Source organism: Hymenobacter sp. GOD-10R (assembly GCF_035609205.1).
Classification (GTDB): domain Bacteria; phylum Bacteroidota; class Bacteroidia; order Cytophagales; family Hymenobacteraceae; genus Hymenobacter.
In genome coordinates this window covers 1,220,491-1,242,713 of the sequence record NZ_CP141184.1, presented here as the reverse complement: position 1 = coordinate 1,242,713, position 22,223 = coordinate 1,220,491, and the positions used below count along the sequence as shown (strand labels likewise).

Below are 22,223 nucleotides of genomic sequence, written 5' to 3'. Positions count from 1 at the left end.
TGAGCAATGAGCCTAGCTTCGCAAGGGCAGCAGAAAGGTCCGAAACAGAGCCCTAGTGGTTGTTTCGGACCTTTTGTGCATTCAACTGGGTCGGGCTCATTGCACTTTCTGGCTAGCTTAAGCGCGGCGAATAGTACTTTTTACTGCGTGCCTCCCAGGATTTTTCTCCTACTTTGTAAGCTAAGGAGCCCGGAAATGCGTTGGGAGTGGCTCCTGCCTAGCTAAATTCTGCCCATGAAACGAATTGTGCTTTTGCTCTTTTGTCTGCTGCCGTTGCTGGCAGTGGCGCAGAGTGTCACAGTACCCCCTACCATTGAATTTGCCGGTTTACACCTGCGCCTGACGGATAAAGGCCGCCGCGCCGTGCAGGAAAAAGTGGACGCGCTGCGGCGCTATCAGCCCTCCTTTCAGGCCCGCGTCGACCTAGCGGATGCGTACTTCCCGATTATTGACCGAGTCTTCAAAGAAAAAGGCATCCCGCTCGATTATCACTACTTATCGCTGCAAGAAAGCGGCTTGCAGGGCGACGCCGAATCGATTCACGCGGCCGTTGGCTACTGGCAGTTTAAGCGGGAGTCGGCCGTGGAGCTAGGTGTGCAGGTGAATGATGCGGTGGATGAGCGCAAGCACATCACCGTAGCAACGTATGGCGCTGCGCAGTACTTGCTGCGCAACAACAAGGTGCTGCACAACTGGGTCAACACGCTGCTCACCTACAACCTAGGTCTGAGCGGCGCCAAGCCCTACACCCTCCCCACCGACTACGATGCGACCGAAATGGAGATTACGCAGGATACGCACCCATATATCCTCACGTTTCTGGCGCACAAAATAGCCTTTGAGCAAGCGGTAGGACAGAATCCGAACCCGCCCATGCTATTGCAGGAATTCCCGGCGGTGGGTGGCCAAACCTTATCGGCTATTGCCTTCAGCTTGCAAACGGAGGCCGACATCTTGGCCAAGCATAACCGCTGGCTGTTGGACAAAAAAGTACCCACCGACCGCGCCTACACCGTTCTCGTCCCCGTTACCGATCCTATTCAGCTGACGGCCATGGCGGCCAAGCAGAACCTAGGGACCAAAGGCCAACTGCTTTCCCAACCCGAAATGGACCCGCAAAACGCCGATTTCGTGCGCATCAACGGCTTGCGGGCCCTCATTGCACTGCCCGGCGACACGAAGGAGAGCCTAGCCCAACGCGGCGGATTGAAGATGCGCCGGTTCCTGAACTACAACGACCTGATGGCGTTCGACAACATCGTGGTTGGGCAGCCTTACTTCGTGCAGAAGAAGCGCGATAAAGCGGCCGTAGCCTACCACACCGCCCAGCCTGGCGAGAGTGTCGCCATTGTATCGCAGAAGTACGGGGTGCGTGCCAAAGCTATTTGGAACAAGAACCGCATGGCCCGCAATGAAGAGTTGCGCCCTGGTCGGGTACTTTGGCTGCAACACACCCGGCCCCGCGAAGTACCTATTGAGTATGCGCCAAGTACCAACGCAACCGCTCAGGCCGCTTTCGAGCGCCCCTTGGCCCGCCAAACGGCTAAGCCTACTCCGGCCGCTGCGCCGGCGCCGGCACCTAGCTCACCGAAACCCAAGGCAACCGAGCCAGAACCATATGCCGGCAACGTGGCTGCGCACAATCGGCTGGAGGAAGATGCAGCGGAAGAAGACAGCGTTACGATGACTTCCGGCGACTTAGCCACGGAAAATCTCAATGACCTGCCAGCTGCGCCCGCCGCTACCGTAACCACCGACTCTACTGCTGAAACTGAATCTACCACTGAACCTGCCGCCGCTCCGCCAGCGCCGGCAGCGCCCCGGACTGTGTATGCCGGGCGACCAACGCAGCAAGCCCCTTCAACGCCGACGCCAAGCACAGAGCCTGTGACCGAGGGCGCAGCCAGCAACCCTGCGGAAACGCCCGTGGCGAAAACACCTACTCCAGCACCGACTCCGAAGACGCCGGCCGCAGTCGTGCTGCGTGATCCGGCACCTGCCTCAACGCCAGCCGCCTCTAAGCCAGCCGCAACTACTGCGCCTTCTGGTGCGGCCGCCCCCTTAGTGGTGCCGGTAGCAACAGAGGCGTTGCCCGCAAATGGCTTGTACATCGTGCAGAAAAGCGAAGGAATCTATGCCATTGCCCGTCGCTACGGCTTGCGCCCCGCCGATCTGATTGCGTGGAACGAACTACCCCCGAACCCCTCGTTGCGCCTAGGCCAGACGCTGCGTCTCACGGGCCCTAGCACAGCTACGTCTGCTGCTACAACTGCCACGCCAACCACTCCAGCTCCAGCCGCCGCTCCCAAGCCGACTTCAAGCCCGGTATCAGCACCCGCCTCGGCGCCCAAGACCGCTGCGCCTGCCGCTACGGCTGCTCCTAGCCCACGCCCAGCCGCTGCTTCAGCGTCGACCGTTTCTTCTCCACCACCTGCCACGTCGCCTGCTCCGGCTACCAACGTCGTTCGGCACACGGTGGAGGCCAAGGAGTCGATGTACAGCATTTCGCGGAAGTATAAGGTGACGATCAAGCAGATAATGGAGTGGAACAACAAGCCTGATTTCAACGTGAAGCCAGGGGAAGTGCTCGTTATTCAGCCAGCTAATTAGTCTATCATCTCGTAACCTAGGTACTAGTAGCTCCCGGTGGCCATTGTAGCCGCCGGGAGTTTTTGTTTTAACGCTGTACTATCCGCTTCCTATTTTCTTCGGGTGGCCCTTTCCTATAGGCTTATAGCTAAATAGGCTATTTGTTTAAGATGAGTTGCAGGGCGAAAAATAGTGCTACACCGGGGCGTTCAGCCTCAATCCGAAAGACAAGGGAGGAGTGTCGAAGACCACCTCAACAGCTAGCGAAACAAGCTAAACTGCGACAGCTCGACCTAAACAAACCAGCTTTGTCGGCGGTAAACAGAAGATAGTCTCAACATACCTTGATACCCGAGCTTGCTTTCTGTTGCTGAGTAAAGCGCCAGGGAACCTAGGTTGCACCTTACCAAAATGGCTGTACTAAGTAGCCCCAACCGCACCCGGCCCTACGTTATTGCGTGGGTCTTCTCCCTCATTTTTTACTTCCTGGAATACGCCGTGCGCTCCGGTCCGGCGGTCATGCTTCCGGAGCTAGCGGGCGTGTTCGGCGTGAGCACCACGGAAGTCAGCTCTATCCTGGGCACGTATTATTACACGTATTCTTTGGCCGGGCTGATAGCCGGCATTGCCCTCGACCGCACGGGCGCTAAATTCGCGCTGCCGGCTGGCGTGCTCGTGGTAGCGCTCGGATGCGCGTTGTTTGCCGTACCGGGTTCCTGGGCTGGCAACGCCGGCCGTTTGCTGCAAGGCGCGGGGTCAGCATTTGCATTTACGGGCTCGGTGTACCTAGCCTCCCGCGGATTTCAAGCGCGGTCCTTGGCCACGGCTATTGGAGCTACGCAATGCCTTGGTATGCTAGGTGGTGCCCTCGGACAATCGGCCGCGGGACCCCTGATTCACAACGGATTTGATTTGCGCACCTTTTGGCTCCTGATGGGCGCAGCCAACTTTGCTACCTGCTTAGCACTGTTTTTCGTTACCCCAAATGATGCGGCTGAGCAGGCGCAACAACCCAGAGCTAAGGCTAGCTTACTGGAACCCTACAAAGTGGTTTTCCGCAATCCGCAGTCGTACTTGTGCGGGCTGATTGCCGGGTTGCTCTTCGCCCCGACCACCATCTTTGCCATGAACTGGGGCGTGGCTTCGTTGCAAAAAGACCAACAAATGAGCTACGCGGCTGCCACGTGGGCGTGCTCGATGGTGCCGCTGGGCTGGGTGGTGGGTTGCCCAATGCTCGGGTGGCTGGCCGACCGCCTAGGTCGCCGTAAGCCGGTGCTGTTTGGCGGGGCGGCCAGCATGATCTTGCTGGGCTTGCAACAGCTGTACTTACCTAGCTTGCTCCCACTGTATGTCAGCTTATTTCTGTTCGGCGTCGCCTCGGGCGCAGCTATGATTCCATATTCTATCATCAAGGAAGCCAACCCCGATGAGGTAAAAGGCAGCGCTACCGGCGCCATGAACTTCCTCACCTTTAGCGTGAGTGCCATCCTCGGGCCGATGTTCGCCCACCTCTACGGCCAAACGCTAGGCAACGCTGCCGACCCAGCCGCGCACTTCCAGACCGGCGGCTTGTTTTGGATCGGGTGCACGAGCGTGGCCATCGTGGCGGCGCTGCTGCTACGCGAAACGGGTACCGGCCGCAAAACGACCGTTTCGAAGCTGACGCACGGTTTTCAACCGGCGGCGCAGATGTCGCGCCATTGCATGGTTAAGCCCTTATCAGACGAAGCTGGTCCGGTTTAGCGTTAGGACCTAGCTCCATTGAATAAAGAGGATGGCTCTAAAAGCCATCCTCTTTTTGTTATTGACAATCGATATTATCGATTCGGCAGCTTTGCTGCCCCCTAGGTGCTTTCTGCCTTCACATCTTCCTACTATCTCCCACTTTCATTACTGTGCTCAGTATTTCTCTCTACAATCAAACTAGTATCAGCGCGCTGAGTAATGGCAAGCTGAACTATTCCCATAATTCAAACACATAGCAGCTCAGTTTTGCAAAAAGCCAACTATATCTGTTTAAAATACTACCTTCAAGTATTCCTTTCTCTTACTATTATAAGCTAACTTTTATGCGTCCATTTACTTCCTATTGGCCAACTTTTGGTGCTACACTTATCGGCTTACTCGTTGCCAACCAGGCGATGGCGCAGGCGCCCATCATTTCTAACGTTTTTCCCGCACCACATAGCTTCAAGCAACCCGTCACTACTCCTGTGTCGGCCACATTAACCCCCTTTACAACAGTCAGTCTAAAGGTATATAGCTCGCAGGCAGGCGGCTTACGGAGTGGTACTACCACCACCAATAACAACACAATTTCCTTTGCACCTGCTGCCCTTTTTCGAGCAGGCGAAACATTGTCGGCGACGCTCACGAGTCCAAACGGGGCCAAATACGCGTGGCAGTTTACAGCCGCCGTCTCAGGCGGCAGCGGCCGGTTTGAGGCGGGAGTAGTTACACCGATAAGCACCCAAAGCTACTCACAAGACTATCTGACGCTTGTCGACGTGGACGGCGACGCCGATTTGGATGTGCTAGCCCCTTACTACCTAGATCGGTATTCGTTGGGCGTGTTGCGTAATGACGGCACCGGCAAACTCGCGCCACTTGTTGACCTAAATGTGGCTACCCAGCGTTTCAGGCCGGGCGACGTGGATGGCGACGGCGACCTCGACCTTGTATATGCCATCAAAAGCACTGGCCTAGGCGTGTTGCGCAACAACGGCGCGGGTACCTTTACTCCTGTGTCAGGCATTATTAGTACAAGCACCGAGGTTGTTGCGCTCGCATTAGGCGACTTGGATAGCGACGGCGACCTAGATCTTATCTTCTCGGAAGGTGGCAGTAAGACGCTTCAAGTTCGCCTGAACAACGGGGCAGGCGTGTTCACGGGCAACGGGCAGGTTAGCATCTCCTCTAGCGCAATACGAATAGAGCTTACCGATCTTGATAACGACGGTGACTTAGATGCGCTAACTGGCTACGGCGGCACAACAGCTGGTCCCCTAAACATTCGTCTGAACAATGGTCAAGGACAGTTCTCTGGGACAACTGAATTGCCGGTGGGCGGCTACCGGGGCAACATCGGCCTGGCCGATTTCGATGACGACGGCGACGTCGATATTGCCGTTCCACTTTTTGAGCCTGATGGAAAGCTTAGCCTATGGCGCAACAATGGCAACGGCACCTTTGCGAAAGGACCTGACTTATCAATTGGCAGCGCGCCACAAGTAGTAGAGATAGGCGACGTTGATGGTGACAAGGACCTAGATATTATCACCGATGCCCGAGAAAATAGCTCCTCGGCGAACTCTGTCAATCTGAACTTGAATACTGGCACAGGCAACTTTATCCGACAAGCAAGTATTCCGACCGGCCCGTTCCCGATAGACCTTACACTCGGCGACATGGACAACGACGGTGACTTGGATTTGGTCGTGTATAGCCTCAGTGGCAACAGCAACGATCTGAGAGGCCAAATAATCGTGCATCGCAACGCAAATACGATACTAGCTACTCAGCAAACGGCGCTCAAAGTTCCAGCTATGGGTGCTTGGCCAAACCCGGTGGAGCGTGGCGCCGACCTCCACTTCGAAACCGCTACCGCTACCGGTGGTAAAGCGGCCCTGTACAACACCTTGGGTTGTTTGGTGCGCGAGCTGGCTTTCGAAGGACAAACCTCAACACTGCCTACGGCTGGCTTGACACCAGGAGTGTATTTGCTAACAGTAACCCCAATAGGGCAACACGGCACTACAAAACGCGTGATCTTACGTTAGTAGCCAACCGCATCTCGCTCACGTCGCTTCGTGGGTAACTAGTTGCCGGGAAGATGGCAATGCAAAGGATGGCTCGAAAAGCCATCCTTTTTTGTTATTGATACACAGAAACATCCGGTTCGGCAACTTTCCTTTCCCAGTTGGCGGCGGTAACTTTACTGAACGCTAGGTGCTTTCTGCCTTCAACTCTGCTTACTATGCCTGTTTTCTCCCACCTTCATTGCCACACCCAGTATTCCCTCCTCGACGGCCAAGCTAGCATTGGCGCGCTGATGAAGAAAGCGCAGGCCGACGGCATGCCCGCCGTCGCTCTCACCGACCACGGCAACATGTTCGGCGCCTTCAACTTTGTGGCCGAGGCAAACAAGTACAACGTAAAGCCCATCGTAGGCTGCGAGTTTTACTTGGTAGAAGACCGGCACAAGAAGCAGTTCAGCCGCGAAAAAGGCGAGCGAGACGTGCGTCACCACCAGCTGCTGCTGGCGAAAGACCAGGCCGGCTACCACAACCTAGCGAAGCTCTGCTCTCTGAGCTTTATCGAAGGTGTGTATTCCAAATACCCGCGTATCGACAAGGAGCTGCTGCTTCAGTACCACGAGGGCCTGATTGCCACGTCGTGCTGCATCGGTGCGGAAATTCCGCAGGCGCTGCTGTGGAAAACGGAAGAGGAAGCTGAGAAACAGCTGAGATGGTGGCTTGATGTGTTCGGCGACGATTACTACATCGAGATTCAGCGCCATGGCATCGAGAACATCGACAACACCGGCAAAAGCCAGGAAGACCTGAACCAGGTGCTGCTGAAGTGGGCCAAAAAGTACAACGTCAAGGTCATTTGCACCAACGACTCCCACTACGTCAACCAGGAGGACTTTGCGCCCCACGACTTGCTGCTGTGCGTGAACACCGGGGAGGAGCACAGCATCCCGGTGGGCGACTTCGAGACCAAGTACTTCCGCCTGATGTCGTCGGAGAAGAGGGTGCTTTACGACCACCTAGACAATCTACGCCCCCTAGCTTCGTCCGACGACCAAGTGCGACGTCAGCTCATGCGTATCGATGAGGAAGCTCAGATGCCTAGACCTAGGTCGCGCTTCGGCTTCCCCAACGACCAGTTCTATTTCAAGAGCCAGGAGGAGATGAACCACTTGTTCCGGGATGTGCCGGAAAGTGTGGATAACACGAACGAGATTGTGGATAAGATCTCGCCGCCCAAACTGGCCCGCGACATCCTATTGCCCAATTTCCCGCTACCTGCCGGCTTTGCCAACGCCGACGAATTCCTGCGGGAGCTAACGTACGTGGGGGCTTTTGGACCGAGTGCCGGGAAAGGTATCGTGACGATGACTAAGCCGCCCCGTTACTCCGAGCGCACGCCTGAAATCGATGAACGGCTGGAATACGAGCTGCGCATTATTCAGACGATGGGCTTCGCGGGCTATTTCCTCATCGTGCAGGACTTCATCAACAAGGGCCGCGACATGGGCGTGGCGGTGGGCCCGGGCCGGGGCTCAGCCGCAGGCTCGGCGGTGGCGTACTGCGTCGGTATCACCAACATCGACCCGATTAAGTACTCCCTGCTGTTCGAGCGTTTCTTGAATCCCGAACGTGTGTCGATGCCTGATATCGACATCGACTTCGACGACGTAAACCGCCAGCGCGTGATTGACTACGTGGTGGATAAGTACGGCAAAACGCAGGTGGCCCAGATTATCACCTTCGGTACCATGGCCGCCAAGTCCAGCATCAAGGACGTGGCGCGGGCCATGGAATTGCCGCTGCCGGTGACCAACGAGCTAGCGAAGATGGTTCCTGAGAAGCCCGGCACTACCCTAGCCGGCGCCTTTGCTGAAAACCAGGAGCTAGATATGATCCGGCGCGACGATGCGCCCGATAACCTCCGCGGCCAGATCTTGCGCTTGGCGGAGAAGCTCGAAGGCTCGGTGCGTAACACCGGTATCCACGCGGCCGGCGTCATCATCGCTCCCGACGACATCACCAAGTACATCCCGGTTTCGACCTCCAAAGACTCGGACCTGCTCGTGACGCAGTTCGACGGCAAGGTGATTGAATCGGCCGGCATGCTCAAGATGGACTTCTTGGGCCTCAAAACGCTCACGATCATCGTGGACGCCTTGGAGCTGATCAAGAAGAATCACGGCGTTGATATCAACATCGACGATATTCCGCTCGACGACCCTAAGACCTACGAGCTGTACCAGCGCGGCGATACTATCGGCACGTTCCAGTTTGAGTCCGAGGGTATGCGCATGTACCTCAAGGACCTCAAGCCCACCAACATCGAGGACTTGATTGCCATGAACGCCCTATACCGGCCGGGTCCGATGCAGTTCATTCCGAACTTCATCAACCGCAAGCACGGTCGGGAAGTGGTAGAATACCCGCACGAACTGCTGGAGCCCATCCTGAACTACTCTCAGGGCATCATGGTGTACCAGGAGCAGATCATGCAAGCCGCCCAGATTTTGGCCGGCTACTCCCTCGGTGGCGCCGACTTGCTGCGCCGCGCCATGGGTAAGAAGGACATGAAGAAGATGGCCTTGGAGCGCGAGAAGTTCTGCAAGGGCGCGGCTGAGCTGCACAGCATCAAGGAGAAGAAGGCCAACGAAGTATTCGACGTGATGGAGAAGTTTGCGGCCTACGGCTTCAACCGCTCTCACTCCGCCGCCTACTCGGTCGTAGCTTATCAGACCGGTTATCTGAAAGCTAACTACCCCGCCGAGTACATGGCTGCCGTGCTGACCAACAACATGTCGGACATCAAGAAGGTGACGTTCTTCATCGAGGAAGCCCGCCGCCAGGGTGTGCCCGTGCTAGGTCCCGACGTGAACGAATCGATCCTCAAGTTCAACGTAAACGAAAAAGGCCAAATCCGTTTCGGTATGGCTGCCGTGAAAGGCGCCGGCGAAGCGGCTATTGAGAACATTGTAGCGGAGCGCAGTAAAAAAGGACCGTTCACGGATATTTTCGACTTCTCGAAGCGTGTGAACCTGCGGGCCGTCAACAAGAAGACGTTTGAAAGCCTAGCTTTATCGGGCGCCTTCGACTCATTCGAGCGTTACCACCGCCGTCAATTCGTGGAAGCGCCCGGCGGTGACCAGAACCTCATCGACAAGGCGGTCCGCATGGGCCAGCAGTACCAAGCTGACCAAGATTCGGCCCAGCAAAGCTTATTTGGCGGTGGCGCGTTCGGCGCGGTGGCCATGCCCCTGCCCAAAGTGGCCGATATGGAGCCCTGGCCCGCTACCGAGCAGCTGCGCCGCGAAAAGGAAGTGGTAGGCTTTTACCTCTCCGGTCACCCACTCGATGACTTCAAATTGGAAATCGACTCCTACTGTACCTGCGGTCTTGACAAAGTAGAGAGCTACAAAAACCGCGAAGTAACCGTAGCCGGTCTGATTTCGAACGTGATGTTCAAGACGACCAAGACCGGCCAGCCGTTCGTGTCGTTCAGCGTGGAAGATTATGAATCGAGCTTGAACCTAGCTTTGTTCCGCGACGATTACTCGCGCTTCAGCTCCATTATCAACCCGCGCAACTACGACAAGGAGCAGGTGCCGCCCATGTACATCCGGGGCAAGTACGCCCAGCGCTTCCGCGACTCCGACCAGTTTGAGTTCAAGATTCTGACCATGGAGCCGCTGTTCAACGTGGCCGAAAAGCTAGCCAACGGCGTGCGCGTGCAGCTCAACCTTCGCACCGTGACCGAGCCCTTTATGGACCGCTTCATGGCCGCCGTGGAGGAATCAGCCGGCTCTAAGAAGCTGGAAATCAAGTTTGCCGAGCCGCACGAGCATCTCACCGTGGACACCTATTCGCGCCGCTACCGCATCGAGCCGAAAGCCTTCATCCGCAAGATGCGGGAAATGGAGATTGAGGCCTGCCAGCTGATCTAGGGCTTTTTCTCCCACCTACTAGTCACGTCTAGCACTACATTCTTCCCAGGATGTAGTGCTAGCTATTTCACACCCTTTCCCTTTGCACCATGAAGTTTCGCACCCGTCGACGCGCCTTACAGCTACGGACCAGAGTAAACGACTCGCTACAATTTAATCCATTCGTTTTTAGCCGTTTGTTCTTTCTGTGGGCGTTGATCGGGATAATGGGTGGCGTCTTGGCGGGCGGCTATTGGATTGTGCTTGAACACCTCATGGAGTGGCTGGCCCTGGTACCAGGTCTCTGGGTTATTCCACTCATGGCTACGGCCGGGTTGCTGGCCGGACTAGTCATTTATAAGCTTGGCGACCCTGGCGAGATGGACTTGATTGTGAACAACATCCGTTTCAAAGGGGGGCAGCTAGACCCTCGGAATAATCTTTCCATGATTCTGTCGTCGTTGGTGTGTATTGCCAGCGGCGGCAGTGCTGGCCCCGAAGCGCCACTAGTACAAGTAGTGGGCTCTACGGGTACGTGGCTGGCTCAGCGCTTTCGCCTGCGTGGCGAAGACTTACGCTCACTTAGTATCGCGGGCATGGCAGCAGCTTTCACAGCTCTATTTGGGGCGCCACTCGGCGGTAGCTTGTTTGCTCTGGAAATCCTGCATCACCGCCATGTGGTCGAGTACTACCAGGCGCTCATTCCGGCGTTTGTGGCTAGCTGCTCCAGCTACATCATCTTCGTTTTAATTACGCACACGGGCCTAGGTCCTACGTGGCAATTTCCGCTCTATACTTCGCCCAATCTTAACGACTGTTTTCTGGCCGTTCTGTATGCGCTGGCAGGAACCGCGGTGGGGTGGCTGTTTATTTTCATTGTGCGGCGTTGCCGAAGTTTGTTTCGCAGCCGACGCTTGCCCATTTATTGGAGGATGGCTTTGAGTGGTATCTTGCTCGGCGTTATTGCCTACTTTGTGCCGCTCGCGCGTTACTTTGGGCACGACCAGTTGGCTGAGTTGCTGCACATGACGTTCTCACCTCAGTTTCTACTACTTTTGATGGGTGCCAAGCTGCTCGCTATTGCACTGACGGTAACTTCGGGGTGGCGCGGCGGTTTCATTATTCCGCTGTTTTTCGTGGGTGCCGTTACTGGGCTGCTCCTGCACTCCTTATTCCCCGATCAAAACCTGTCACTCATCCTGATCAGCTGCATGGCGGCCATCAACGCCTGCGTCACGCGCACGCCCATCAGCACGACGGTACTGCTCGGTACGCTCACTGGCTTTCATAGTATCGTACCGGTCATGTTTGCTAGTCTCACGGGGTTTTTCCTTTCGCCCAAAATGCCGCTGATCAACGCTCAGCTAGGTGTATACACGGAGGAAGAAGAGTAACTAGTTACTTTGTTAGAGTTATAACAGGCATCGCTCGCAAATAAGTCTAGGTGCGTACCGCGAAGGCAGAAGAATTTGCCTTAACAAAATGCTTTTTGGCTAAGAAGAAAGAGTAGAAATATTTCTTTCAATTTTTATTGAAAGTTCGAAATACTCTTTTACATTTGAACCATGCAACTCGACGAAGCCAAAAGCAAATTCATAGAAGGCTGGGGCACCCTAGGTTCGGCCTGGGGCGTGAGCCGGACGATGGCGCAGGTACACGCGTTGTTGCTGGTGTCGCCGAACGCGCTGAGCACCGAAGACATCATGGATCAGCTTCAGATTTCGCGGGGCAACGTGAACATGAACGTGCGCGCACTCATGGATTGGGGTATCGTGCGCAAAGAGCTCCGCCCCGGCGAGCGGCGCGAGTTTTTCTCCGCTGAGAAAGACATTCACCGGGTAGCTACCCTCATTTTGCAAGAACGCCGCAAGCGGGAGTTAGAACCCATCATGCGTGTACTCGGCGAAATCAGCCAAGTAGAGCCCTCTCTTACTTCTACTCCTGAAGAAACAGAGGCTTTCACAAAAATGATAGCCAGTGTACAGAGCTTCGCCAACTTCGCGAATAGCGCTGCTTCTACGCTCATCAAAGCGGATGAAAACTGGTTTCTGAGCACGTTTATGAAGCTGATGCGCCCAGGCTAAATAGGCAGCTTATTTTTTTGCTTCAATATTTCAAATTTTATTGAAAGTTTAGAATTAATAAAACACTTCTACTCTAACTACTTTCGTCATGGAAAAGCCCAAGATGATTGTTGCTGGTGGCAACGGGTTTCTCGGGAAACACCTAGCTCACCACTTCACAGCACTTGGCTATCAAGTAATTATCCTGACTCGCAAACGAGGCTATCGCATTGGTATGCTGCATTGGGATGGGCACACGCTTGGGCCATGGACGAAAGCGTTGGAAGGCGCTGCAGTGGTGCTCAACCTAGCAGGTCGCTCAGTAGATTGTCGCTACAACATCGTTAATCAATATGCTATCATCCGCAGCCGCCTTGATAGTACCAAGGTGCTAGGTGAAGCCATTGCCTGCTGCCAAAACCCTCCAGCTGTATGGCTGAATTCTTCGACGGCCACCATTTACACCGACACGAAAGACGAACAGCCTGCCAATACGGAAGCAGTTGGCAATATCGGCCGGAACTTCTCGGAGCGGGTAGCGCAACAGTGGGAAGCCGAGTTTTGGGTAGCCGCTACGCCACGCACCCGCCGCGTAGCCTTGCGTACTGCCATTGTGCTAGGGGCCGATGGCGGCGCCCTACCGGTAATGGCGCGGCTAGCTCGCTGGGGCTTAGCTACCCCGCAGGGCGATGGCCGACAGTGGATAAGCTGGCTGCACATCAATGATTTCTGCCAGGCCTTGGAGCTTCTGATTGCGCGTCAAGACTTAGAAGGCACTTTCAATCTTTGCGCCCCACACCCCATTCGCAACGAGGACTTCAATGCGCAGCTTTGCCAGCACTACCAGCCTAGGTGGCAGCTGCCTCAACCTAAATGGCTGCTAGAAATCGGTGCATTTCTGCTCCGCACCGAAACCGAGCTAGTTCTGAAAAGCCGCAAGGTAGTGCCTCAACGGCTGCTAGAAAGCGGCTTCATGTTTCGCTTTCCTACCTGCAACCTAGCGCTGGCCAACTTACTCCCACAGCTACCCTAGCTTTTTGTATGCGCAATGCACGCCCTCCTACCCTGTATTCGCCTTCTCAATTTTCAGCTTTAACCATTCACTTCTAATCTAAAAATCATGAACTATTATCTGTTAGTCTACGGGGCTTATCTGCCCATCACGGTACTCCTAACGGTATGGGTAGCCCGTACCCTCTTCACCAATGGCCGCACTTTTCTGGTCGACATTTTTCACGGCAACGAAGCCCTCGCTGACTCTGTCAACAAGCTGTTAATCACGGGTTTTTACTTAATCAATGTAGGATATGCTACGCTCACTTTGCGTAGCACGGCCGAAGTGCACAGCTACCAACAGACCGTCGAGACGCTCAGTGTTAAGGTCGGAACGATCATTCTCATCCTGGGCGCGATGCACTTCTTCAACCTCTACGTCTTCTACAAACTGCGCAACCGCGCCCACGACGACGCTCGTACGCTAGACTTTGTGCTGAACAAACCTCAGTAGCTTCTGTTGCTAGCCTTGGTTTGACCACTACCAAGGTAGAAGCGTTCAACAAATCATGTATATACGTTTATCGATTCGTTTTTTGAACTTTATACATTGCAGCTTGTTGAACTCCCAACTGCTACCTTGCGGCCTGGTTGACCGTAAACAGCACATCTTTTGAACATAAACCCCGACTATCATGGGACACAAAGCCATCGAAATTACCGATGCTAACTTCGACCAAATTATCAACTCCGATAAGCCTGTACTCGTGGACTTCTGGGCCGAGTGGTGTGGCCCGTGCCGCATGGTTGGCCCGGTAGTGGAAGAGTTGGCTGGCGAATACGAAGGCAAAGCCGTTATCGGCAAAGTTGACGTAGATTCTAACCCTCAGACGTCGGCCAAGTTCGGCATCCGCAGCATCCCGACGCTGCTGGTGTTCAAAAACGGCCAAATCGTTGATAAGCAAGTAGGTGCCGTTCCGAAGCACGTACTCGCTCAGAAACTAGATGCGCAAGTAACCGCTTAGTTCACCTAGGCACTTCATAGAAAAGCCCCGCTCTTTCTTAAAGGAGCGGGGCTTTTTCGTGTTCTAAAGGCTAGACCTTATTTGCTGCGACCATCGTGGTCACGGTCGTTCTTGTGCTCAGCTTCCCACTTCGTACGTTCGGCGGGCGTCACTTTGTGGTTTTTGTCGTAGCCGTAGTTGAAATCTTTCCCCTTGGCGCCGAAACCTGGGCGGTCGTTCTTATGGTCGGCCTCCCATTTGGACCGCTCCGCAGCAGTTACCTTGTGGTTCTTATCGTAGCCATAGTTGAAGTCCTGGTCGTTCTTCTTGAAGCCTTTGCCATCCTTCTTGTGCTCGGCTTCCCACTTGGCACGCTCGGCAGGAGTAGGCTTGTGGTCTTTGTCGTGCTTACGATCCTTGTCATGATCATCTTGCCGACCTTCTTGGTAGCTAGTACCAATAGTTAGCGGGAGTTTAGCGGCGTTGGAAGTGGTGGAAGCTAGCAAGCAAAAAGCAGCAGCAACGGAAAGCAGGGAAGTTTTCATAAGAAAAGCAGTTACGCTTATTGAGTTGAAAGGGAGCAATCGGGATCCATTGTGCCCGATACTGCTCGGAAAGGAAGTTTTAAGACGCGTCTTCCCTTCTTAACTCAAGCGTTATGCCAGCTGGCCTCGGCCCAAACTATGCTTAAATCAACAAGTACTTCACGTACAGCTGCTTATTGAAATTACCCTCTCAAAGCAACCGATGGAGAGACCGGTTTAACCGACCGAGGCATCACAAGCCGTCGTCCGGATAACCTGCGCGCGCTTCCGTTGGTGGCTCCTGGGCCGGACGTATGCCGTGTAATAGCGTAAATGATGGAGCAAAGTGGATTGGCAACGTGTACGTCATAGCCGTCGGCACATTATACTCGGAGCCGGGTCGGAATGCGGGCAGGCTAGCTACTACACGCCTAGCTTCGCTGTCGGCCTCGGGAGAGAGCCCGCGCACGACGTGCACCTGCCCTACTTGGCCATCTTCGCCAACGGTGTAGGTCACGTATACGCTGCCCGTAATATTGCGCTGCCGGTCAGTTTTGGGGTAAACGGTATTACGGGCTAGGTAACTGAGCAATGCAGCTTCGCCGCCCGGAAACTCCGGTGCGCGCCGGCGCTGTCCTGCGGCCAAGCTAGGGCTGCCATCAGCTTGATACAGCGCTAGGTTCAAACTACGCCCTTGGTTTAGGCGCTCTACAGCACTCAGCTGACCCGTATTAAAGTAGTAGTGCCATTCGCCGTGCTGCCTCCCTACCAAATAATGCCCCTCCGAACGCTTTTGTCCGTTGCGATGCACACTAAGCCAGCGTCCAGTACGTCGCCCGTTCGCGTATTCGCCACGCTGACTTACGCGTCCGTCCTCGTACCAGGCTAGGTATAAGCCATTCGCTACATCATCGTGGTAGTGTACTTGGCTAGCTTTGGCCCCATTGGGGTGAAACCAGGTAAACAGACCATTGCGCACCGCTGGATCAATGGCCGACAGCGTCCCTTGTAGCAGCAACGTACCGGCTAGTGAGTACTCGCGCATGACGTGCCCGCCAGCTTCTTCTTTCTGATCTACTACGCGATAATGCGTAGCACTATCCGGCACGGTTGCCTGGTTCCGGGCATTTAGGTAGACTGCTGGCAAGCTCTGCGCATAACTCGCGCGGGGAGTTACACCTAACAACAAAAGCGATAAGGTAGGTAAACAGACTCTCATGAGCTAGGACACGAGCGAAACAGGACAGCCACGAAAGATACTCACTTTCAGAAGCGTAGGAAAGAATATATACTAGTAATTAGCTTAGCCAATACTTGTCCGTTGTAAGCTCAACTTTTAGAACGGTATTTCGTTATGCTATTACTTTCTCACCTAATATTTCTCCCTATGTTCCGCGCTCTTCAGCTTACCTGTTTGCTGAGCCTAGTTGGCTCCGTTGCAATGGCACAAACTCCTACTACCCAGCAGGCGAGCCACAGCAGCACTTCCACAAAAACGTCGAAGACGACTACCAAACCCGCCGTTGCTACTTCCACTACGAAGACCACTACTTCCACGGGAGCCACGAGCACAAAAGCTGCTTCGACCAAAACCACTACTACTCCGGTGCACAAAGAGTCATCGGCCGCTTCTAGCAAGACGACCAAAACGACAACCAGCACCAAAACAACCATGTAGGCTAACAACCTAGGTCCAACAAAAAAGAGCGCCCATAACTGGGCGCTCTTTTTTGTTGGACCTAGCTAAGCGCTTAGCGAAGCTGTACAGGACGGTTAAGCGTTTCTTCAAGCGAGATAAGCGTCTCGGTGCGTTCGATGCCTTCAATGTGCTGCACTTGGTCGTGGAGCACGTCGCGCAGGTGCTGCGTATCGCGGCACACAATGCGAGTAAACATCCCGTAGTTACCCGTCGTGTAGTAGATACTTACCACTTCCGGGATCTTTCGTAACTGCTCAGCCACGCTGTTGTATAGCGAGCTTTTCAGCAGATAGATACCCAAGAAAGCGGTCATTCCATAACCTAGCTTCTGATAATCAACGCGTAAGGTAGCACCTTGCACAATACCTAGCTCCTCCATCCGGGCCATCCGGACGTGCACCGTACCTCCCGAGACATGCACCTTCCGCGCAATCTCAGTATAGGGCATTTTGGCGTCTTCTAGCAACAGCGCCAGAATCTTACGATCGGTGTCATCAAGTTCGTAATTCCTCATATTATTTGGGTGGGGTGATTATTCGGCTTTCAAAAATAATAGCTAAAAATTAAAAATAGTGTAAATTTTCAATTGAAAGCCATCAATGTTTTTATAATAAGGATTCTTCCTCTACATTTGTCATAATCAATCGCGAACGGCGAGCGATTCAAAATGTAGAATGATGAAATTGGCAGACATGCCCTCCTCTCTCGGGGGTGGTGATTTGGGAGAAACTGGTCCGGCGGCCGGCTAACTACACCGTGGAGGTTCGAACCCTTCTTCTACAGCTTTTTGGGTGGACAATGTGTGAGGGGAAAAACGGAACGTATCTGGGTGGGTGCGTTCTTATTTAAGAGGCTGCATCTGGGTGGGTGCAGCCTTTTTATTTTATATTCTTATCCGTTTTTGCACGGCGAATCTACGTAAAAAGGGAGCCAACAGTCGTGACTGTGGCTCCCTTTTTTATTGTTTATCTAGCAAACTACTCAGTCAAACTGCGTTAGTATTTGAAAATCGGCAAGATTGAGCGGCTGATTTTGCGATTAGCGGCTGGCAACTGGCGCTGCCTGCTGATGGTAGCTAGCGAGCCCAGCATCTAAGAACTTTACAAAGTCAGCGACATCAGGCTCGTAGGCTACGGGGGTCACGATGGGCTGGTTGCTGGTGCCGTCAGGGTTCAGGAGCACGTAGTAAGGCTGGGCATTAACGCCGTAGTTTACTACTTGCAAGTCCGCGTTCTGCTTACCTAGCGTCGTTTTCTCCTGCCCATCGCGCTTCGAGGTGTACCATTCGTCTTTAGGCAACTCAGTTTTGTCGTCGACATACAAAGCCACTACCACGTAGTCCTCGCGTAGGCGCTTGAGTACTTGCGGATCGCTCCAAACGGTAGCTTCCATCTTGCGGCAGTTCACGCAGGCGTGGCCCGTGAAGTCAATAAAAATGGGCTTGTGCTGCTGACGTGCACAACGTTTGGCTTGCTCTAAGTCGAAGTAGCCTTGCAAACCGTGTGGCAGTTCGAGGTACTCTGTATACCGTGGCTGCTCACATAAGGTGTTAGCCGCCGCTACAGCAGGTGCTTCCGTGTTGGCTAGGCTGAAATCCCGGTTGCTTTGGGGCGGCAGGTAGCCGGCTAGCAGTGGCAATGGTGCACCAAACAAGCCTGGCACCAAGTACACCATAAAGCTGAAAGCAAGTACTGCCATCAACAAACGGCCGACGCTAACGTGGGGCAAGTCGCTGTCGTGGGAAAGCTTGAACTTACCCAGCAGGTACAAGCCTAACAGAGCTGACAACACAATCCACAGCACCAAATACACGTCGCGGTTGAGGATATTCCAATGGTAAGCTAGGTCAGCCATGCTCAAGAATTTGAGAGCCAGCATTAGTTCGACGAAGCCTAGTACCACCTTCACCGTATTAAGCCAGCCTCCTGACCGCGGTAAGCTCTTGAGCCACGAAGGAAAAATGGCGAACAGGGTAAAAGGCAGCGCAAACGCTAACGAGAAGCCAAACATGCCGACTACTGGCATAATCGTTTGGCCGCGGGCAGCTAGGCCAAGCACCGTAGCCACGATAGGACCTGTGCAGGAAAACGACACGAGCACCAGCGTAAAAGCCATAAAAAATACCCCTAGCCAACCGCCTTTGTCGGCTTGCGCGTCGGCCTTATTCACAATGGCGTGCGGTAGTGTAATTTCGAACAGCCCTAAAAACGACAGGCCGAACACCACAAAGACCACAAAGAAGATCAGGTTAGGCAGCCAGTGCGTGGCCATGAAGTTGGGTCCGTCTTCCCCCAGCAGTCGCGCTACTACGACCCCAATGATGGTATAAATCAGAATAATAGACAACCCGTACACCAAAGCCTTCAAAATACCTTGGCTGCGGCTGTCGGCGCTACCGGTGAAGAACGACACCGTCATGGGTACCATGGGGAATACACAGGGCGTAATTAGGGCAGCTAAGCCAGAGAGAAAAGCGACAAAGCCAAAGCTCCATAAACCGCCACCATCAGCAGCGGCGCCAGCGGTAACAGCTGGTGCTACCACGGCAGCAGATGCATTGCTCGGAGTTGAGCCGGGCGCGTTGGTAGTAACAGATGACGTGGCTGCGGCGGCCGACCCCGTAGTTGTATCAACTGGGGCAGCTGCTATTGACGAGGTAGCTGCTGTAGCTTTTTGGGGCGCTACGGTGGCCAAGGCAACACTATCAGCTGAAGCTGGGGTGAGAGCCCCAGTTGGTTTGCTAGGCTTGGCAGGAGCCGCCGCTTTGCCCGTCACGTCGATCGTACCAAAGCTCAGCTTTTCGTCGCCGGGGATGCAGCGCCCATCTACGTCGGTGCAGCTCTGGTATTCTACGCTAGCTTGAATGGTGAGCGGCCCTGGCTGGAGCACCCGAATGCGCTGACGAATCTGGCCAGTTTTTTCAAAGTACATGACGTCGCCTTTAAAAACGTCGTCGAAATGCTTCGTTGCCCCAACCGATTTGGGTTTGCCTACGATTTCATAAGCAGCACTTTTCGGAAAAGTGAAAGAAAATACCGTTGGACCTAAGTCCGGATCGAAGTCGGTAGCGTAGAGGTGCCACTTATCGTCGATTTTAGCATTTACAATCAACTCTATTTCCTCTCCTACTTGAGCGGCCGGTTTGCTGACGGCAGTAGAGAGTTTGGTGGGCGTGAGCACCTGGGCCGAAGCTGCCAGCACAAAGCACCATGCGAGCAGAAAGGTCAGCAAACTTATTTTTCGAGGCATAAACAGGCAGTAACAAAGAGGCAAAGTTCAGTAAGAGAACAAACAAAGTTCGGCAGGAAGTGTCACACTTTCTGCTATAAGCATTTATAATCCAGATGAACTAGCATGCATGCCAGACTGTTGTCTTGTTCTTTACTCCGAACCGCTTGAGCGGAATCTCGTACTTTTGTGATAAAATGGGTGCTAGGCCGGCTAAGCCTATGCAACCGACACTATGGGCTTAAACATACTATTTACCGTTCTGCTGGTTTTGCTGAACGGATTTTTTGTAGCAGCAGAGTTTGCTTTGGTCAAGCTACGTATCTCCCAAATGGAGGTCAAAGCACAGGAAGGCAATCGATTAGCAAAGCTAACTCTCTCGCTACTCCACAACCTCGATGCTTATCTTTCCGCAACTCAGCTAGGTATTACACTCGCCTCCCTTGCCCTTGGCTGGATCGGCGAGAGTGTTGTAGCTGAGATTGTATTGGCTATTATTCACAAGCTTGATCTGACTTGGTCGGCCGATACAGTGCACCGCGTTGCACTAGGCACATCTTTTTCGCTGATCACCACCTTACACATTGTAATTGGGGAGCAAGCGCCTAAAGTGCTAGCGATTCAGCAGCCTGAAAACACGAGCTTGATCATCGCAGCCCCTTTGCGAGGCTTCTACCTCATCACGTTTCCGTTTATCTGGATGCTTAATAAGCTATCGAACCTGGTAGCGGGCTTCTTTGGTGGTCAGGTGTCGCACAGCGGGGATGTGCACTCCGCCGAAGAGATTCGGTTGCTGCTCGACCAGAGCAAACAGAGCGGTGAGATTCAGGAGTCGGAGCACGAGTTGATCGAGAATGTGTTCGAATTCAACGACCGGATGGTGAAGCAAATCATGGTGCCGCGCACCAAGATTGCTGCCATCGATGTAAAGTCGCCGCAAGACACCGTCCTCGAAACGGTGTACAGCGAGGGATACTCTCGCATTCCCGTGTACGAGGAGTCGATTGACAATATCGTGGGTATTCTCTACGTGAAAGACTTGCTCCAGCTTATCCGGCGCAATGAGTCGGTAGAGCTTTCCAAGATTATGCGCCCGGCTTACTTTGTACCTGAGACGAAGAAGATCAACCGCTTGCTGCGCCAGTTTCAGCGCAAGCACATGCACATTGCCATTGTGAGCGACGAGTTTGGCGGCGTTTCTGGTATCGTCACAATTGAGGATATTATCGAAGAGCTAGTAGGCGAAATTCAGGACGAGTACGACAACGAGGTGCCTGTGGTAGAAAAAGTCTCGGAGAACGAATACCGGGTAAACGCTGCAACCCCTATTTCTGACGCGAACGAGTACCTACCCTACGCGCTACCCGAAGGCGAAGATTACGAAACGGTAGGCGGCCTGCTCAACCTGATTTATGGGAACATTCCAGAAGTAGGCGACGTCGCTGTGCTCGAAAATTATGAGTTCCGCATTCTGAAGCGCTCGAAGCGCGTGGTAGAGTTGGTACAGCTACGCGTTACGAATACGCAACAGCAAGATGAGCAGCCAGATAGCGAGTTAGATCTATAACCTTCCCATACTTGGTTTTCACGCAAAAAGGGAGGCTCTACAAATGTAGAGCCTCCCTTTTTGTTGACATTCAACTGTTGAACCTAGGTAAGCAACATTAATTACGTACCTCGCATCAGAGCTATAATCAACATGACCACGCCGGTAGGAAAAATGATTCCGCCGATGGTAGAAACGAAATTTGCTTCCCCAATCAAGCCACCGATTAGAATAACCACAGCACCGATACCGATAAAGATACCGTCTCTACCAGCACTTGAGATTCCTTTTCGGCGCTTTGTTCATTTTTTACAAACACTATTCCGCTTTAAACCAGCTAGCATACAGCACATAATTGTCGGCTGTGCGTAACAAATTGCTACGTTGTTCTTCTGTCACCGGCTTTATTTTGCGAGCCGGCACGCCTGCGTAGAGGTAGCCGGGCTCGCACTGGGTATTTTCCAGGACTACCGCTCCCGCTGCGATAATGCAGCCTTTGCCTACTATCGCGTGATCCATCACAATGGCGCCCATACCAATCAGCACGTCGTCTTCAACGGTGCAACCGTGCACAATGGCCCGGTGGCCAATGCTGACGCGCGATCCTAGGGTGGTAGCTGCCCGCTGGTAGGTGCAGTGCAACACGGCTCCATCCTGAATGTTGGTTCGCTCCCCAATACGAATGCTGTTCACATCGCCGCGAATAACGGCATTGAACCACACCGTGCAGTCAGCACCTAGCACTACATCCCCCACAATAGTCGCATTATCTGCAACGAAACAATTAGGGCCTAGTTGAGGCGTGACACCATGAACGGGCAGAATCAGAGCAGGCATAGGAAAAGTGATTGAGTGATATAGTCGTCTAAATACAGACGTAAGTGAAAATATAGTAAGCCTTTCTC

16 protein-coding genes are annotated in these 22,223 nt (G+C 53.7%); 11 read left to right on the top strand and 5 right to left on the bottom strand.

Annotated features, from left to right (window positions below; genetic code table 11):
* Positions 1–234 precede the first annotated feature (234 nt).
* The 9 genes from SD425_RS05155 (at position 235) to trxA (ending at position 14,342) form a co-directional block, all read left to right on the top strand.
* Positions 235–2,610: a LysM peptidoglycan-binding domain-containing protein gene (locus SD425_RS05155; protein WP_324676100.1), complete on the top strand. Its 2,376-nt coding sequence runs from the start codon at positions 235–237 to the stop codon at positions 2,608–2,610.
* A gap of 390 nt (positions 2,611–3,000) precedes the next feature.
* On the top strand, positions 3,001–4,332 hold the full coding sequence (locus SD425_RS05150) for an MFS transporter (protein WP_324676098.1): 1,332 nt from the start codon (positions 3,001–3,003) through the stop codon (positions 4,330–4,332).
* A gap of 326 nt (positions 4,333–4,658) precedes the next feature.
* Entirely contained in the window at positions 4,659–6,368 is a 1,710-nt protein-coding gene (locus SD425_RS05145; RefSeq protein WP_324676096.1) for a T9SS type A sorting domain-containing protein, read from the top strand.
* A gap of 197 nt (positions 6,369–6,565) precedes the next feature.
* Positions 6,566–10,282 (top strand): DNA polymerase III subunit alpha, encoded by a 3,717-nt coding sequence (gene dnaE, locus SD425_RS05140; protein WP_324676094.1) that lies wholly within the window; start codon positions 6,566–6,568, stop codon positions 10,280–10,282.
* 89 nt (positions 10,283–10,371) lie between these two features.
* The gene (locus tag SD425_RS05135; RefSeq protein ID WP_324676092.1) at positions 10,372–11,655 is read left to right on the top strand and encodes a chloride channel protein; all 1,284 of its coding nucleotides are present in this window, start codon (positions 10,372–10,374) and stop codon (positions 11,653–11,655) included.
* A 171-nt stretch (positions 11,656–11,826) separates the two neighbouring features.
* Positions 11,827–12,345, top strand: a complete 519-nt coding sequence (locus SD425_RS05130; protein ID WP_324676090.1) for a GbsR/MarR family transcriptional regulator — start codon at positions 11,827–11,829, stop codon at positions 12,343–12,345.
* 88 nt (positions 12,346–12,433) lie between these two features.
* Positions 12,434–13,357 carry a TIGR01777 family oxidoreductase gene (locus SD425_RS05125; protein WP_324676088.1) on the top strand — a complete coding sequence of 308 codons (924 nt, stop codon included), beginning with the start codon at positions 12,434–12,436 and terminating at the stop codon, positions 13,355–13,357.
* An 87-nt stretch (positions 13,358–13,444) separates the two neighbouring features.
* Positions 13,445–13,831: a hypothetical protein gene (locus tag SD425_RS05120; RefSeq protein WP_324676086.1), complete on the top strand. Its 387-nt coding sequence runs from the start codon at positions 13,445–13,447 to the stop codon at positions 13,829–13,831.
* Between the two features lie 181 nt (positions 13,832–14,012).
* A complete protein-coding gene (gene trxA / locus SD425_RS05115; RefSeq protein ID WP_188810283.1) occupies positions 14,013–14,342 on the top strand; it encodes a thioredoxin in 330 nt (109 codons plus the stop codon).
* Positions 14,343–14,419: 77 nt separating this feature from the next.
* Here trxA and SD425_RS05110 read toward each other — a convergent pair whose 3' ends face one another.
* A complete protein-coding gene (locus SD425_RS05110; RefSeq protein WP_324676082.1) occupies positions 14,420–14,866 on the bottom strand; it encodes a hypothetical protein in 447 nt (148 codons plus the stop codon).
* A 232-nt stretch (positions 14,867–15,098) separates the two neighbouring features.
* Complete coding sequence (locus SD425_RS05105; protein ID WP_324676080.1) at positions 15,099–16,034, bottom strand: TonB family protein; 936 nt, start codon at positions 16,032–16,034, stop codon at positions 15,099–15,101.
* 198 nt (positions 16,035–16,232) lie between these two features.
* Between SD425_RS05105 and SD425_RS05100 the strand changes: the two genes are divergently transcribed.
* Positions 16,233–16,523: a hypothetical protein gene (locus SD425_RS05100; RefSeq protein ID WP_324676078.1), complete on the top strand. Its 291-nt coding sequence runs from the start codon at positions 16,233–16,235 to the stop codon at positions 16,521–16,523.
* 73 nt (positions 16,524–16,596) lie between these two features.
* Here the strand turns inward: SD425_RS05100 and SD425_RS05095 are convergent, their stop codons facing one another.
* Positions 16,597–17,058, bottom strand: coding sequence for an Lrp/AsnC ligand binding domain-containing protein (locus tag SD425_RS05095; protein ID WP_086592948.1), 462 nt, complete (start codon positions 17,056–17,058; stop codon positions 16,597–16,599).
* Between the two features lie 524 nt (positions 17,059–17,582).
* On the bottom strand, positions 17,583–19,793 hold the full coding sequence (locus SD425_RS05090) for a protein-disulfide reductase DsbD family protein (RefSeq protein WP_324676074.1): 2,211 nt from the start codon (positions 19,791–19,793) through the stop codon (positions 17,583–17,585).
* Positions 19,794–20,007: 214 nt separating this feature from the next.
* Between SD425_RS05090 and SD425_RS05085 the strand changes: the two genes are divergently transcribed.
* Complete coding sequence (locus SD425_RS05085; RefSeq protein ID WP_324676072.1) at positions 20,008–21,339, top strand: hemolysin family protein; 1,332 nt, start codon at positions 20,008–20,010, stop codon at positions 21,337–21,339.
* Positions 21,340–21,636: 297 nt separating this feature from the next.
* Here the strand turns inward: SD425_RS05085 and SD425_RS05080 are convergent, their stop codons facing one another.
* Positions 21,637–22,155, bottom strand: coding sequence for a gamma carbonic anhydrase family protein (locus tag SD425_RS05080; protein ID WP_324676070.1), 519 nt, complete (start codon positions 22,153–22,155; stop codon positions 21,637–21,639).
* Between the last annotated feature and the right edge of the window lie 68 nt (positions 22,156–22,223).

What these genes read in the sequence shown, in the direction of transcription:
- SD425_RS05155 (WP_324676100.1), top strand. Translation starts at nt 235, where the DNA reads ATGAAACGAATTGTGCTTTTGCTCTTTTGTCTGCTGCCGTTGCTGGCA.
- SD425_RS05150 (WP_324676098.1), top strand. Translation starts at nt 3,001, where the DNA reads ATGGCTGTACTAAGTAGCCCCAACCGCACCCGGCCCTACGTTATTGCG.
- SD425_RS05145 (WP_324676096.1), top strand. Translation starts at nt 4,659, where the DNA reads ATGCGTCCATTTACTTCCTATTGGCCAACTTTTGGTGCTACACTTATC.
- dnaE (WP_324676094.1), top strand. Translation starts at nt 6,566, where the DNA reads ATGCCTGTTTTCTCCCACCTTCATTGCCACACCCAGTATTCCCTCCTC.
- SD425_RS05135 (WP_324676092.1), top strand. Translation starts at nt 10,372, where the DNA reads ATGAAGTTTCGCACCCGTCGACGCGCCTTACAGCTACGGACCAGAGTA.
- SD425_RS05130 (WP_324676090.1), top strand. Translation starts at nt 11,827, where the DNA reads ATGCAACTCGACGAAGCCAAAAGCAAATTCATAGAAGGCTGGGGCACC.
- SD425_RS05125 (WP_324676088.1), top strand. Translation starts at nt 12,434, where the DNA reads ATGGAAAAGCCCAAGATGATTGTTGCTGGTGGCAACGGGTTTCTCGGG.
- SD425_RS05120 (WP_324676086.1), top strand. Translation starts at nt 13,445, where the DNA reads ATGAACTATTATCTGTTAGTCTACGGGGCTTATCTGCCCATCACGGTA.
- trxA (WP_188810283.1), top strand. Translation starts at nt 14,013, where the DNA reads ATGGGACACAAAGCCATCGAAATTACCGATGCTAACTTCGACCAAATT.
- SD425_RS05110 (WP_324676082.1), bottom strand. Translation starts at nt 14,866, where the DNA reads ATGAAAACTTCCCTGCTTTCCGTTGCTGCTGCTTTTTGCTTGCTAGCT.
- SD425_RS05100 (WP_324676078.1), top strand. Translation starts at nt 16,233, where the DNA reads ATGTTCCGCGCTCTTCAGCTTACCTGTTTGCTGAGCCTAGTTGGCTCC.
- SD425_RS05095 (WP_086592948.1), bottom strand. Translation starts at nt 17,058, where the DNA reads ATGAGGAATTACGAACTTGATGACACCGATCGTAAGATTCTGGCGCTG.
- SD425_RS05090 (WP_324676074.1), bottom strand. Translation starts at nt 19,793, where the DNA reads ATGCCTCGAAAAATAAGTTTGCTGACCTTTCTGCTCGCATGGTGCTTT.
- SD425_RS05085 (WP_324676072.1), top strand. Translation starts at nt 20,008, where the DNA reads ATGGGCTTAAACATACTATTTACCGTTCTGCTGGTTTTGCTGAACGGA.
- SD425_RS05080 (WP_324676070.1), bottom strand. Translation starts at nt 22,155, where the DNA reads ATGCCTGCTCTGATTCTGCCCGTTCATGGTGTCACGCCTCAACTAGGC.